The following is a 14,351-nucleotide window of genomic DNA, read 5'->3' as shown; positions in this document are numbered from 1 at the left end:
ACGGCTTCAATGCCGGAAATTTTCCGTGAAATATGATGCAGTGCAAATATTTACAAATTTGCAAAACAAATGCTTAAAACAATGGCAAAAATAAGCTATTGGGGTGGCTATAAAAACCTAATTAAGAGTCGGGCGCGTCTAGCTTTCGTTCACGTTACAAATTTATCTCTGTTATTTGGCGAAACTTTTGCTATATTCCAAAAAGATATCCCTTGCCTGTGAAATTTTTACCTCCCGCATGCTTCGTTTGGTGCGGCGTCTCTTTCGTTTAGCGGAGCGTCGATGCAAGCCCTGTATCCGGCTGTAGCGTCCTCTTGGACTGCCCGAGAAACTTAGCGCGGCTTTATCGCGCGTTTTATCTGTTTCGCATATTTACCTGGTTGCATTGCGGCAACCGGGTGGGCAAGTGTTTGATGCTGATTTGATTTAATTCGAAATAAGAATGCTATTTTCTTTGTCTGATTTGCGTCGGGCAGGGAATGCGTTCGCCTATAAAAAATACCAATAAACGAGGTAGGAGAATGGATTGCAAACGCGTGATGTGGTTGGCGACGATATGCCTCACCTTTGTGGCGCCGTCGCCACCGTACGCTCAGGTATCTGCAGACGATGCCAATAAAAGCAACAACCCGGCAGCCTCGTTCAATAAATAGGCCAGACCCTGAGAGAACGCAGAGATGACATTTCTCAAACACCTGCAAATCGGCGTGATCGTCGCGGGCCTGTCGCTGACGGCGTTGCTGGACACGCAAGCTGCGGCTCAGACCGCGGCAGCTTCGGCAACCGTCACCGCATCTCCTGACGAAGCACGCGCCATCGCCAGGGATGCGTATCTGTACGCGTATCCCATGCTGTTCAACTACAAGACCCTGTATCAGCAGGCACTCGATTCCAGCTCGAAGTCTTATGTGGGCGGTTTCGGCACATTCCGTCACTACTCGCAACCGTACGGCCCCGAGAACAAGGAAATCGTCACGCCGAACAACGACACGCCTTACTCGTGGGCATGGCTCGATCTGCGTCGCGAACCGTGGGTACTGACGGTGCCCGCGGTGCCGAAAGAGCGCTACTACGTGTTCCAGTGGATCGACCTGTTCACGTACAACTTCGCGTACGTCGGTTCGCGCGCCACGGGCAACGGCGCGGGGCACTATCTGTTCGCCGGACCGAACTGGCACGGCGATACGCCCAAGGGCATCGACAAGGTGTTTCGCTCCGAGACAGACCTGATCCTGACGCTTGGCCGCACGGCGCTCGACGGCGCGAGTGACGTGAAAAACGTTCAGGCGATCCAGAAACAATACAAGCTCGCGCCGTTGTCTGCCTTCGAGCATACGGCGGCCCCGCCACCCGTTGCGAAGCTCGACTTTCCGAAGTGGGATGAAGCGAAGGCGACCTCGGTCGACTTCATCGCCTATCTGAACTTCCTGCTGCAGTTCACGCAACCGCCCGCGCCGTCGGAGAAGGAATTGTTGGCGCGTTTCTCGACGATCGGCATTGCGCCGGGCGCGCCGTTCGACCCGGCTGCCTTGCCGCTGGAAACCCGCGCCGCACTCGAAGCGGGTGTCGCCGACGGCAAAGCCGCCTTGACCGACGCCGAAAAGCACACCACCAGTTCGTTCAACCTGTTCGGCAGTCGCGCGGAGTTGAAAGACGACTACACCACGCGCGCGGTTGCCGCCGCGATGGGTATTTACGGCAACACCAAGGAAGAAGCGGTGTACGTCGGCACCCACGTCAATGCGGAACAGCAGCCGTTGCTCGGCTCACAACCCTACGTGTTGCACTTCGACAGGAAGGACCTGCCGCCCGCCAGGTTCTTCTGGTCGATGACGCTTTACGACTTGCCCGCCCGTCATCTGGTCGCGAATCCGATCAGCCGTTACTCGATCGGCGATCGTACCAAAGGCCTGAAGTACGGCGCTGACGGCTCGCTGGATATTTACGTGCAGAACACGTCGCCGGACACCGGCGAGGTCTCGAACTGGCTGCCGGCACCCGCAGGCGCATACAACCTGGTCATGCGGATCTACGGCCCCGACCAGACCGTGCTCGACGGCAGCTGGAAATTCCCCGAGCCGCAAAAGCGTTAAGCCGCGCATGAACGAGCCCGAGAGCAATATGAATAAGAAAACCGCGACGTGGGTCACGGCTGCCGTGCTGGCGTCGGTCGCTTCCCCCATTCTGGCGAAGCCGCAGCAGGATCAGTCGGTCAATGCAACGGCCACCACGGCGTCGGTCGCCGGGCCGGTGGCCGGCTATGCGATCTCCGAGGAATATGCACGACTTGTCGCGCGCCAGACCTACTTCTGGGCGTGGCCGATGGTGAACGTCTACGGCCGCCTGCTGGCCATGAAGCAGGTGCCGCGGCCGGGTCTGAACGGCGGCATCGTACCGGTCGCGCCGCCCAATCACCTGTCGATGCTGCGCGACTATATCCAGCCGCAGGAGCGATTTGTCGCATGTCCGAATCAGGACGTGGTCTACGGCTCTGCGATTCTCGATCTGAACCAGACGCCGGTGGTCGTGCAGGTGCCTGATTTCGGCAAACGCTTCTGGGTTTATCAGGCCGTCGATCTCCGTACCGACGGCTTCGCGAGTCTCGGCAAGATGTACGGCACGCGTCCGGGCTTCTATCTGCTCGCGGGTGCTGACTGGCACGGCCAGGTGCCGAAGGGTATCCGCCAGGTGTTCCGCTCGTCGACCGGTGTCGGCAGCTTCATCCCGCGCATTTTCATGGACGACACGCCTGAAGATCGCGTGGCCGTGCAGTCGGTGATTGCGAAGGTCGACCTGTATCCGCTCGCCGAGTACGACGGCAAGGTCAAGGAGACCGACTGGTCGACACTGCCGAGCTTCGGTCCAACCGGCGGCGCCGCGAGCGGCAATGCCGGAGAGATCAAGTGGGTCGATCCGAACCGGTTCTGGGACGGATTGCCTACGGTGCTCGACGAGACGCCGCCGCTACGCGGCGAAGAAGCGCTCTACGCGCAGGCGCGTGCGCTGATCGCGGCGGCGCAGAAGGATCCGGCGATCAAGGCCGCGATTGTCGACGAAGCAGTCAAGGCCGAGGCGGAACTGGTCACGCCGCTGTTCAACTTCAATACCTTCGGCAAGCGGCTCCCCGCCAACTGGAACACCATCAGTAACGGCGCCGCATTCGGCACGGACTACTTCACGCGCACGGCGGTGGCGAAGTCGAACATCTTCGTCAACAAGCCGAATGAGACGAAGTATTTCTACGCCGATGCCGACGCGTCCGGTCAGCGTCTCGACGGCAATGCGCACTACACGGTGACGTTTGCCAAAGATAGCTTGCCACCGGTCAAAGGCTTCTGGTCGCTGACCCTATACAACTCGCATCACTTCTTTTCGCCCAATGCGCAGAACCGCTACTCGCTCGGCACCAAGAACAAAGACCTGAAGTTCAATGCCGACGGTTCGCTGACGCTCTACGTGCAGAACACGAGCCCAGCCGACGACAAACTCGCCAACTGGCTGCCGGCGCCGGCCAATGAAGCGTTCTCGCTGTACGTACGCGCCTATTGGCCGCAGCAACCGGCACTTGACGGCAGCTGGACGCCGCCGCCGGTCAAGCGCGAACCGTGAAACGTGCCGTTGTGTATGCGTGCGGCCTGCGGCCGCAGTCCGTTCACACCTTGTCTCGCAGAGTGAGAATGCGGGAATTCAAATTTATGAGGATGACTATGAGTCGCCCAAGCCGTTTGTCCGCAAGCCGGTCACTCGCGAGGTTGTGCACGGGTGCGCTTCTTACCACCGCCGGCCTGGGTGCCTCCCAGCAAGGGTGGGCTACTGAAGGCGGTATCGGCAGGCCGATTACCGGTCAGCAGATCACACCGTACGCCGGTGTCGTGCCTCCCACCGACGACTGGATCGTGTCGGCCACCACCATCTATTACGAAGGTTCGCTAGGCGCGAGCAAGACGATTCCTATTGCCGGCAAGATCACGGCCGGCGTCGACGCGACGGTGGTTTACACCATCGTCAACGCGGTCAAGACATGGGGCATCACGGTAGGCGGCTGGAACTTCGCGTCTTCGTTCGGCGTGCCGCTCCAGTACACCGACATCTCGTCGTTCCACGGCCGCTTGCCGAACGATCACAACACCCAGTTCGCGGACATCTTTTTCACGCCGGTCGTGGCGGGCTATCACCTGACCAAGACCGACCACATCGCGCTCAGCGTGCAGATCTATGCGCCGACCGGCGCCTACAGCACGAGCCGGCTTGCCAATGCCGGACAGAACACGTGGACTTTCACACCAACCGTTGCCTATACGAAGTTGTTCCCGAAAGAAGAGATCGAGTTGTCCGTGAACTACGGCATCGGGTTCTACACGGCTAACAGCGACACGCACTATCACAACGCGCCGGTCAGCGTGCTCGACCTTTTGGCGCTCAAACGCTTCGGTGGCTGGGGCCTGGGCGTAGTGGGCGGCTATATCCAGCAGCTCGGTCATGACAGCGGCGGCCTGGCCGATGTCACCGGCGGAAATCAGGGGCACTCGGTGGGTATCGGGCCGATGGTCACGTGGTCGGGCAAGGTCCAGAAAACACCGGTGTCGGCGTCGCTGCGTTGGGTCAACGAGTTCAACGTCAGCAACCGGCCGAAGGGCAATGCGGTGGAACTGTCGGTCAGTGCCACCTTCCAGTAAGGGTGCATGCGTCCGGTGATCCGTCGTTGCTTGCCTGAGCGGATTTCCGTTGGTGCCGGTTCGCCCGTCGAGGTCAGGGCGCCCGGCATCCGCAGGCACGCCGGATTGAAACGGGCCGCGATTCAGAGTTGTTTGGTTCGGCATGACTTGCCGATGTCTTGTTGATTCGAGGAATGACGATGGAAAAACAAAAACGCTATCAGCGGCTCACCGCTGTCACAGTCGCTGTTGCCACGCTTTGCATGTCACACGTAGCCATTTCGCAAACCGCCGCGCCGAACAAAGACGCGACGGCCATCACGAAGCAGGAAAACGCCGAGGTCTATAAGCAACTGCCGTTCGACAATAAACAGGACTTCGAAGACGCGCAACGCGGTTTCATCGCGACTATCCCGAATGGCGTGATCAAGACCGACGACGGCGGCATTAGCTGGAGCCTGAACAAGTACAAGTTCCTGGAAGGCCAGGCGCCGGACACGGTGAACCCGAGCTTGTGGCGTAACGCCCAGCTCAATATGTTCAACGGCCTGTTCAAGGTCACCGATCATGTCTACCAGGTGCGCGGGCTCGATCTGGCGAACATGACGATCGTCGAGGGCGATGACGGCATCATTGTCATCGACGTGCTGGTCACCAAAGAGGCGGCGCGTGCCGCGCTCGATCTGTACTACCAGCATCGCCCGAAGAAACCGGTGCTGGCCGTGATCTATACGCACAGCCACGCGGATCACTACGGCGGCGTGAAGGGCGTGGTCGACGAAGCGGACGTGAAGAGCGGCAAGGTGAAGATCCTCGCGCCGGAAGGTTTCCTCGCCGAAGCTGTCAGCGAAAACGTGTTCGCCGGCAATGCGATGGGCCGCCGTACGCTCTATCAATACGGCGCGTTTCTGCCGGCCAGTCCGCGCGGCCAGGTCGACGCAGGCCTCGGCAAGACCACCTCGTTCGGCTCGCTCGGCCTGATTGCGCCGACCGACACGATCAGCAAGACGGGCGAGACGCGCACCATCGGTGGCGTGCAGTTCGAATTCCAGATGGCGCCGGGCACGGAAGCGCCGTCGGAGATGCTGATCTACATGCCGCAGTTCAAGGTGCTCGATACGGCCGAAGACACCACGCACACGCTGCATAACCTGTACACGCTGCGTGGCGCGCAGGTGCGCGATGCGTCGAACTGGTGGAAGGTGCTGAACGAAGCGATCGTGCGTTATGGCGACAAGACCGACGTCGTGATTTCGCAGCATCAGTGGCCGACGTGGGGGCAGGACCAGGCCGTCAGCTATATCGCCGGTACGCGCGACATGTTCAAGTACCTGCACGATCAGTCGCTGCGGCTCGCGAACGAGGGCTACACGATGACGGAGATCGGCGAGCGGATTCAACTGCCCGATTCCATCGGCAAGAAGTGGTACAACCGCGGCTACTACGGCTCGGTGAATCACGACTCGAAAGCGGTGTACCAGCGTTATCTCGGTTGGTACGACTCGAATCCGGCGAACCTGCATCCGCTGCCGCCGGAAGAAGAGTCGAAGGAATTCGTGCGCTACATGGGCGGCGCGGATGCGGTCATGACGAAAGCCAAACAGGACTTCGAGCAAGGCAACTACCGCTGGGTCGCCACCGCGATGAACAAGGTGGTGTTCGCCGATCCCGAGAACAAGGCGGCGCGCAATCTCGAAGCGGACGCGCTCGAGCAACTCGGCTATCAGACCGAAAATCCGACGTGGCGTAACGAGTATCTGATGGGCGCGTACGAATTGCGCAACGGCGTGCCGAAAGTGCCTGGCGTCAACACGGTGACGCCCGACGCGGTGGCCGCGATGAGTCCGTCCTTGCTGCTTGACTACATGGGCATTCGCCTGAACGGCCCGAAGGCGGATGGCAAGCACACCACGATCAACTGGGATCTCGGCAACGGTGAAAAGTACGCAATCGAGTTGCACAATTCGGTGCTGATCTATACGCGGGACGCGACGCTGCCGAATGCGGACGCCACGCTGACCATGAGCAAGGATGGCTTCGCGTCGTTGTTGATGGGCGGCCAGACGCTCGACAAGGAAACGCAGTCGGGTAAGGCCAAGGTGGCCGGCGATTCGCAGAAGGTGACTGAACTGTTCAGCATGCTGGATAGCTTCAATCCGATGTTCAACATCGTGACGCCGTAACGGTGTGCATGGCGGGCGGCTGGTTACAGGCCGCCCGCATCGATGTTCCCGGCATCAACAATGTATCTGCTCAAAGGACCCCGGCGCCATGAAAACCACGATGAAGCGATCCTTGTTGCTGCTCGCCGGCGTCTGCACCTCGCTGGCGGTGACGCTCGCCACGCCTGCGCGAGCGCTCGCCGCGGCGGCGGTGCAGTCCGCGTTGCAGTCTTTACCCACCGTCTGGCCACGCGACTTCGATAGCGCCCAGCAGCGCATCGAGCTGTATCAGCCGCAGGTGGAAGTGTGGCAAGGCAACCGGATCGAAGGACGTGCCGCCTTCGCGGTCGGCGCGAAGAGCGCCACACCGAACTACGGCGTTGCACATTTCACGGCGCGTGCGGAAATCGACAAGACCAGCTCGACGGTACAACTGCTCGACATCGTGATCGACCAGGTCGACATGCCGGCTACTCCCGCTGCTGCCTCCGGCGTGAAAACGGCCTTGCAGGCACGCATACCGAAAGACGGACTCACCACTTCGCTCGAACAGCTGCAGGCCAGCTATGCCAGCACGCACGAAGGCGCCGAACCCGGTCTCGCGGTGCAGAACAATGTACCCAACATCATCTTTGCGGAGCGCCCCACGCTGCTCGTTCTGGTCGACGGCGACGCGAACTGGCGTGCGTTCGGCGACACGCACTTTCAACGCCTGATCAACACGCGGGCGATGCTGCTCAAGGATGTGAGCGGCACGCTGCATCTGAACGTGGCGGGCTACTGGTACGACGCGACATCGCTCGGCGGTCCGTGGCACGTGAACACCGCGCCGCTGCATGAGCTGATCGCCGCAGCGGAGAAGGCGCAAACGAATCTGAAGTCCGATCCGATGTTACCCGCCGACGGCAAGAAGCCTGCGCGGGCGCCGGACGTGGTGGTCGCCGCGCAGCCGGCCGAGCTGGTGGTGACGAACGGCAAGCCTTCGCTGCAGCCGGTGAAGGGAGTGAATCTGCTTTCTGTCACGAACGCCGATCACGCGCTCTTTGTCGAGCCGCGCGATAACCATTACTACCTGCTGCTGTCGGGCCGCTGGTTTGCCGCAGCGGGCCTGAATGGACCCTGGACCTTCGTCGACGGCAAGAGCCTGCCCGCCGACTTCGCAAAGATCGCGGCTGACGATCCACACGCGAACGCGCTCGTGTCCGTGCCGGGCACGCCGCAGGCGAAAGAAGCGGCGATCGCCGCAACCATTCCGCAGACCGCGACCGTGTCGCGCAAGACCACGACGCTGAAGGTTGTCTATGACGGCGCGCCGAAGTTCGTCGGCATCGCGGGCACGTCGTTGTCGTATGCGGTGAACACGGCGACTCCGGTGATCCAGGCGGCGCCTTCGCAATTCTTCGCAGTTGCCAACGGGATCTGGTTTACGGCGAGTGCGGCGAGTGGTCCATGGCATGTCGCCGATACCGTGCCGGCCGCGATCTATGCGATTCCGGCGGCTTCGCCCGTGCATTACGTGACCTACGTCCACGTCTATTCGGCGACGCCGGATACGGTGGTGGTCGGCTATACGCCGGGCTACATGGGCGTGGTCGTCAATGCGGACGGCACCGTCGTGTACGGCACCGGCTACGTGTACGCACCGTATGTCGGCGAGGTTTACTACGGCTATCCAGCCACCTATGGTTACGGCGCGGGCTTCGCGCTCGGCACCACGGTGGGCTTCGCCTTCGGCTTTGCGATCGGCGCCACGTGGGGTGCGCCGTCGCCGTACTGGGGGCCGTATTGGGGCGGTGGTCCGTGGAGCTGGCAATACGCGAACGTCAACCAGGCCAATATCTACGGACGCTGGGGGCAGGGCACCGTGACCCACGCGAGTGGCTGGAACGGCTGGACCGGCAATAGCTGGGCGGGGTCTGCCGCGTCGGGTTTCAATCCGTACACCGGCGGCCACTTTCAGGCGAGCCGCGGTGCGGTCGAGAACGCGTACAACGGTAACTTCGCGGCCGGACGGCAAGGCTCGTTCAGCAATCCATCGACCGGACGCAGCGGCGCGGCGCGCGGCGGCGTGGCGGGCAACGAAGGTACCGGCGATTATGCGGCGGGCCGGCAGCGCGCCGGCTACAACGCGCAGACGGGACGCTACGGCGCGGCTGAAGCCGGCGTGACCGGCAACGCGTATTCAGGCGATCACCAGGCGGGCACGAAAGGCATCGTGGGCAATAAGGACACGGGGCGCGCTGTCGCGTGGAATAACGGCAATGTCTACGCGGGCAGCGATGGCAACGTCTACCGGCATGATCAGGGCGGCGGTTGGGAACAGCACAGTGCCGACGGCTGGCAGCCGGTGCAGCCGAACGCGAATCAGACCCAGCGGCTCGACTCGCTCAAGCAGGGTCATGACCTTGGGAATGCGCGGGCGAGCGGGCAGTTTGAGCCGCAGGCGCAGAGGCGGTTTGGCGGTGGGGGTGGGCGGTTCAGGCGGTGAGGCTCGTCGCCTGACGGCAACACGGCCACGACACCGGTCAGCGACGGCACTGCGCTGTAACGTTGGCCGGTCACGCGGGGCGCCTTGCACTCACCCTGCTACGATTCGCGTCAGGTCAAATACACCTGACGGTCAACTTGCGTCCGGTACGCGCTGACGAAATTCCGGCTCGCCCACGTTTCGCAGGCGAAATCGTCGAAACGGCACGAAAGCGATAATTTCCAGCTTGGCGAGTTGGAGGTCCGGGTGCGATGCACCAGATAGGGCGACATGAACAGAATATCGCCGGCTTCGATTTCCACGTCCAGGTAACCGTCGAGTTCCTGTTGATCGAGTACGTAGCCCGAGTCGGTCTGGGTACCGGGCCACAAGCCCTTCAAATGACTACCCGGCACGATTCGCAAGCCAGGACCGTCTTTGCCGAGGTTGGAGATCGACGTCCACGCAATCACCGCTTTCGACGATGTCCCCATGCTGGGCCAATCCTGATGATACGGCAGGCCGTAGTTGTTGCCGGTTGCGTTGCTGGCGGTGTAGTGCGAGACGATCGGTCCAGTCTGCACCGGCTCGGCAAGACCCAGATACTCGTGCAGCGCGCCAACGAGCTCGGCGGAACAGAAGAACCGTTTTAGATCGATATCTTCGGTCAGCAGCTTGATGATGTTCCGATTGCGGACCGGGTTGTCGTTAAAGCGCGTCAGAAAGCGCGTTTCGAACCGGGTCTGGATCTTACGGATCTGCGCTTGCGCTTCTGCCGCGGAAACGATCAGAAAACCTGATTCCGCAAAATTGCCGGCAACGATCTGCATGCCTTCCACCTTTACTGATTGTCGAATGCGGCCTCGGCGTACCCGAAGCCTGTCGCCCCGAAGCCGTTGCCGTTATAAAAAAGCATGAGCCGGTCACCGATCTGCGCGACCTCGGGATAGGCGACCATGAACGCATCCCAGCCTGCTGCGCTGACATCTATGCCGGCGCGGTCATCAAGCCGCTGCCAGACGAGACCGTCGGCGGATTTGGCATAGCCGATGCGATAGCTGTTGGCCGCCGTTTCGCGGTATCCCTGCTGCCGGCGGTACGAATACCACATGCGATAGCGCGTGCCGTCGTGATAGACCGACGCCCGGACGATGCCGCCTTCACCTTCATTTGCGTAGTCGATCGCGACGCGCCCCTGGCGTTCCCAATGAATGCCGTCGCGGGACTCGGCATATTTCAGGTGATAGCGCGGCTCAGGCTTGCCGTCGATGTGGTCCCAGCCGGTACACGATAGATACCAGTTGCGCCAGATGCCGTTTTCCACCCGCACACAGGTCGTCGCGCAGAAATAGGGCTCCTCGGCGGTGCGGTCCATGACGGGACCTTCGAATAGCCTGCGGTAGTGCTCGCCGCCGTCCTCGCTGATCGCGAGTCCGACGGAGTTGTGGTACGGCACGGTGTTGCGAACGTTCCAGCCGATGTAGTACAGATACCGGATGCCGTCATGATCGACCACGCAGGAGGGCATCATCCCGCAGTCGTCGAAGGTGCCGGTTTTGCCCAGTTGCAGCAGCGGCTCCGGATGGACCTTGACGATTTCGGCCGGCGCGTCGGCGCGCACATCCATCCGCGCGATCCAACTGCGGTTCTTCGCATCGCGACTGCTGAACAGGATCGTCAGCAGGTCGTCCTTCAGGCCGGCTACGGTCGGAATCTGCGCATGCGAATGTGCCCACGGCAGACGTTCGTCGACCGTATAGATGAGCCCGCGCTTTTGCCAGCGAATCGCTGTCATCCAACCTCCTAGAACTTCAGGTCCGTGCTGGCCATCGCGAGTTTTTGCGCGGGATTGCCTTTGTACACGGACCAGGGCTCCGTACTTTTCGCAACAGCCGACGCCATCGCGACGAAGGTACCTTCGCCAAGCGTGATGCCGTCGCGCAGCGTCGCGTTGACGCCCAGAAAACTGTAAGCGCCGATCTTGCAATGACCCGACATGACGACGTGCGACGTCATCGTGACGTGGTCGTCGATCTGACCATGATGGCCGATGTGATTGCCGCTCCACAGCACGACATTGTTGCCGATGCGTGTGAACGGCTGAAGTGTGTTGTCTTCCAGGATGAAGCAGTTCTCGCCGATTTCGTTGTCGAATACCGTGGCTTTCGAACTGACGTAACTCGTCATCCGGTAGCCTTTTTCCTTGATGCCGAGAAAAATGCGCTCACGGTCGCGATTCATATGTTTGGGAGCCATCGGCGCGAAGAATTCGAAGTCGGCGGGCGGATGCGTGGCTTCCACTTCTTCGTAGGCGATCACTGGAAGGCCTTTATAGGTTCGGCCCTCCGGCAGGTATGCCTGATTCACACAGAACCCCGCGACGTGATGCGCGGAGTCGTGTTCCAGGTAGTAATGCGCCAGTTCCGCGTAGTCGTTCAGACCGAAAATGAGCACGTTAGCCATTACTGGGGCTCCCTGTAGATATACGTGGTGTACTCGTACAAACCATAGTCGTTACGCACGACGTAGTGCCGGGACAGTTCCTTCACGACAAAATCGGTCAGCTCGGCGATCGGCAGATGGAACAGATCATCGCGTTCCCAATCCACCTGCTTGGACATGACGTTAAAGGCGATACCGCGTCGCGCCTTGCTGAAAACCACCTTCAACATGCGCTTAAGGAAGGCAAACATGTCGTCGAACGAAAGCTGGCGCTTTTCGGTGAACACACCGTTCATCACGATGTAGTCGAACTGGCCGAGTTGCTCCGGCGCGGTCAGCACGTCGAGACACAGGTACTCGTTTTCCGGATATTTGCTGCGCGACAGATCGCAAAAAGCCTGCGATGCATCGAGACCCGCATACGTGAGCCCGGCGATCGACCGCTCCTGCATGTACTGATAGAGGTGCGACGCACCGCACCCAAAATCCAGCAGCGTGGCGGGCAGGTTCGCCGGTTTCACCAGATCGAGCATGACCCGGTAGCGCGTGGCCGCGTCAGCCTCGTTCGGCCAGTCCACGCCACGATGCGAGTCGCCGAATTTCTCGAGACAGCTCTCATAGTGACGGATGAGCGCGTGATAGTTCTCACTCATGACAGCGTTCCACCTTTCAGCATGTCTGTGACAGTCGCGGCGTCGTTGCACATCAGAACGTCGATGATCGAGAGGCCCGCGAGGAATTCCTTGCCGGCTTGCGCGTAGCGCGGCAAGGCCGGTTTCAGGAAGCGCAACTGCATGCCGTGCTGCTCGAAATCGCTGCGGTTATACAGTTCGAGGCCGCCGATCGCGTTGATGTAGGTATTCGCCCGCTCGCGCCGGCAAATGTCGATGATGCGTGCTTGCGCTTTGAGTTCCTGATTCTCGTAGCGCCGCGACGTGTCGACGAGTTGCGTGGCGAGGCCGAGGTGATCGCGCATAACCGTCAGACTGTGGCGCAGATAGTCGCCAAGATTGCTGGCGGAATGCTGCACGATCTGTTCGACGAGTGGGAAAACCCGCTCGAACTGCGGCGACCGCGCATATGCCTGGCGAATCGTCTTGACGATCTTGCCGCGCCACGTGACGTCGTCGGCGAGCTCGATGTCGCAAATCAGGCGGTTCTGACTGGCCTGTTTGAGCGGTACGGTGAACAGATGCGCTGCACCGTGGAGATTAATCTGATTGCGATTGATCCAGCCGCGGTTGATGAAATTGACGTCGTCGTAGATAACGAACGTGTCGACCTCGGCCATCAACTGAAAGTAGCCGAGGTACGGGAAAAAATACGGCTGCATGATGGCCAGCCGGCGATCAGCTTGCATGTTGCGACAGTCCCGCGGCGCTGAGCACGATATCGATGACCTGATCCTGGACGCGCACGTCGAGCCCCGGGAAAATCGGCAGGCACAGCACTTCACGGGAGACTGCGGTGGCGACCGGCAGATTTTCCGGCACTGCGGACGGCAGTCCACGATAGGTCGGAAACTCGTTGATCAGCGGGTAGAAATAACGGCGCGCGGCGATTTTGTGTGCACGCAATGCGTCGTAGAGCGCGTCGCGGCTCACCGGAAATTCGCTGCCTACGCGAACCGGAAAGTACGAGTAGTTGCGCGTGCAATTTTTCGGAACGTCGAGCAGACGCAAGCCTCTGACGTTCTGGAAAGCGAGCCGGTAGCGCTCGTCGACTTTCGCGCGCTCGGCCAGAATGTGGTCGATGTGCTCGAGTTGCAACAGGCCGAATGCGGCCTGGATCTCGTTCATCTTGCCGTTGATGCCCGGCCCGACCACCGTTACTTCGTCCACAAAACCGAAGTTCTTCAGATGGTCGATGCGGCGCTTGGTCTTGGCGTCCTGGCAGATGATCGCGCCGCCTTCGAACGTGTTGAAAACCTTGGTGCCGTGAAAGCTCAGCACGGACATGTCGCCGAATTCGAGTACCGAGCGGCCGTCCTGGCGCACGCCGAACGTGTGCGCCGCGTCATAGAGCACCCGCAGGCCGTAGTTATCGGCGATCCGGCCGATTTCTTCGACCGCGCAGGGATTGCCGTAGACGTGTACGGGCAGGATCGCAGTGGTCTGCGGAGTGATTGCGGCTTCGATCTTCGCCGGATCGAGATTCATGTTGTGCGGGTCGATATCGGCGAATACCGGACGAATGCCGTTCCAGTGCAACGCGTGCGTGGTCGCCACGAAACTAAACGGCGTGGTGATGACTTCGCCGGTTATTTTCATTGCCTGCAGGGCGGTGATGAGCGCCAGCGTGCCATTCGAAAACAGTGAAAGGTGTTCGACACCGAGGTACTCGCACAGCGATTGTTCGAGACGCGCGTGGAACGGCCCGTTATTCGTGACCCATTTGCTGGCCCAGATCTGTTCAAGGTAGGGGCGGAATTCATCCAGCGGCGGCAGGAATGGCTGCGTGACTGGGATTAGCTGATCCATTGGACCTTTCATTGGGGCGCTCCAGACTTAACTTGCCGGCCGATTGCCGGGGGCTGTTGCCGCGCTTGCGAAGCAGGCCAGCTTGAAGAGAGTGTGGCACCGGTGCATGGCGCTCGATCTGTCAATCAGGTGGTTGAATGCGGGC

11 protein-coding genes are annotated in these 14,351 nt (G+C 60.6%); 5 read left to right on the top strand and 6 right to left on the bottom strand.

All coding sequences use genetic code 11. The features are described from left to right. Positions 1–677 precede the first annotated feature (677 nt). From ACOSV0_RS19800 to ACOSV0_RS19780, 5 genes are all read left to right on the top strand, one after another. Positions 678–2,093, top strand: coding sequence for a DUF1254 domain-containing protein (locus tag ACOSV0_RS19800; protein ID WP_434107811.1), 1,416 nt, complete (start codon positions 678–680; stop codon positions 2,091–2,093). 28 nt (positions 2,094–2,121) lie between these two features. Beyond that, positions 2,122–3,609 carry a DUF1254 domain-containing protein gene (locus ACOSV0_RS19795; RefSeq protein ID WP_434107810.1) on the top strand — a complete coding sequence of 496 codons (1,488 nt, stop codon included), beginning with the start codon at positions 2,122–2,124 and terminating at the stop codon, positions 3,607–3,609. Between the two features lie 98 nt (positions 3,610–3,707). Further along, positions 3,708–4,676: a SphA family protein gene (locus tag ACOSV0_RS19790; protein ID WP_434107808.1), complete on the top strand. Its 969-nt coding sequence runs from the start codon at positions 3,708–3,710 to the stop codon at positions 4,674–4,676. 179 nt (positions 4,677–4,855) lie between these two features. Beyond that, positions 4,856–6,838: an alkyl/aryl-sulfatase gene (locus ACOSV0_RS19785; RefSeq protein ID WP_434107807.1), complete on the top strand. Its 1,983-nt coding sequence runs from the start codon at positions 4,856–4,858 to the stop codon at positions 6,836–6,838. Between the two features lie 88 nt (positions 6,839–6,926). Beyond that, a complete protein-coding gene (locus tag ACOSV0_RS19780; protein ID WP_434107806.1) occupies positions 6,927–9,305 on the top strand; it encodes a carbohydrate-binding family V/XII in 2,379 nt (792 codons plus the stop codon). 110 nt (positions 9,306–9,415) lie between these two features. On the opposite strand, the gene ACOSV0_RS19775 is transcribed toward ACOSV0_RS19780, so the two are convergent. Genes ACOSV0_RS19775 through ACOSV0_RS19750 form a run of 6 tightly spaced genes read right to left on the bottom strand, consistent with a single transcriptional unit; the run spans position 9,416 to position 14,206 of the window. Beyond that, entirely contained in the window at positions 9,416–10,114 is a 699-nt protein-coding gene (locus ACOSV0_RS19775) for a phytanoyl-CoA dioxygenase family protein (RefSeq protein WP_434107805.1), read from the bottom strand. An 11-nt stretch (positions 10,115–10,125) separates the two neighbouring features. Continuing rightward, positions 10,126–11,079 carry a hypothetical protein gene (locus tag ACOSV0_RS19770; RefSeq protein ID WP_434107804.1) on the bottom strand — a complete coding sequence of 318 codons (954 nt, stop codon included), beginning with the start codon at positions 11,077–11,079 and terminating at the stop codon, positions 10,126–10,128. Between the two features lie 8 nt (positions 11,080–11,087). Beyond that, a complete protein-coding gene (locus tag ACOSV0_RS19765) occupies positions 11,088–11,747 on the bottom strand; it encodes an acetyltransferase (RefSeq protein ID WP_434107802.1) in 660 nt (219 codons plus the stop codon). Then, positions 11,747–12,379 (bottom strand): class I SAM-dependent methyltransferase, encoded by a 633-nt coding sequence (locus ACOSV0_RS19760; protein ID WP_434107801.1) that lies wholly within the window; start codon positions 12,377–12,379, stop codon positions 11,747–11,749. The genes ACOSV0_RS19765 and ACOSV0_RS19760 overlap by 1 nt, the downstream gene beginning before the upstream one ends. Continuing rightward, positions 12,376–13,086 carry a WbqC family protein gene (locus ACOSV0_RS19755; protein WP_434107799.1) on the bottom strand — a complete coding sequence of 237 codons (711 nt, stop codon included), beginning with the start codon at positions 13,084–13,086 and terminating at the stop codon, positions 12,376–12,378. Before ACOSV0_RS19755 ends, ACOSV0_RS19760 begins: the two co-directional genes overlap by 4 nt. After that, a complete protein-coding gene (locus ACOSV0_RS19750; RefSeq protein WP_434107798.1) occupies positions 13,076–14,206 on the bottom strand; it encodes a DegT/DnrJ/EryC1/StrS family aminotransferase in 1,131 nt (376 codons plus the stop codon). Before ACOSV0_RS19750 ends, ACOSV0_RS19755 begins: the two co-directional genes overlap by 11 nt. Positions 14,207–14,351: the final 145 nt, after the last annotated feature.

This window comes from Paraburkholderia caffeinilytica, from assembly GCF_051027425.1.
In the GTDB taxonomy this organism is placed as follows: Bacteria; Pseudomonadota; Gammaproteobacteria; order Burkholderiales; family Burkholderiaceae; genus Paraburkholderia; species Paraburkholderia caffeinilytica_A.
This window is presented reverse-complemented; position numbering and strand designations above follow the sequence as displayed.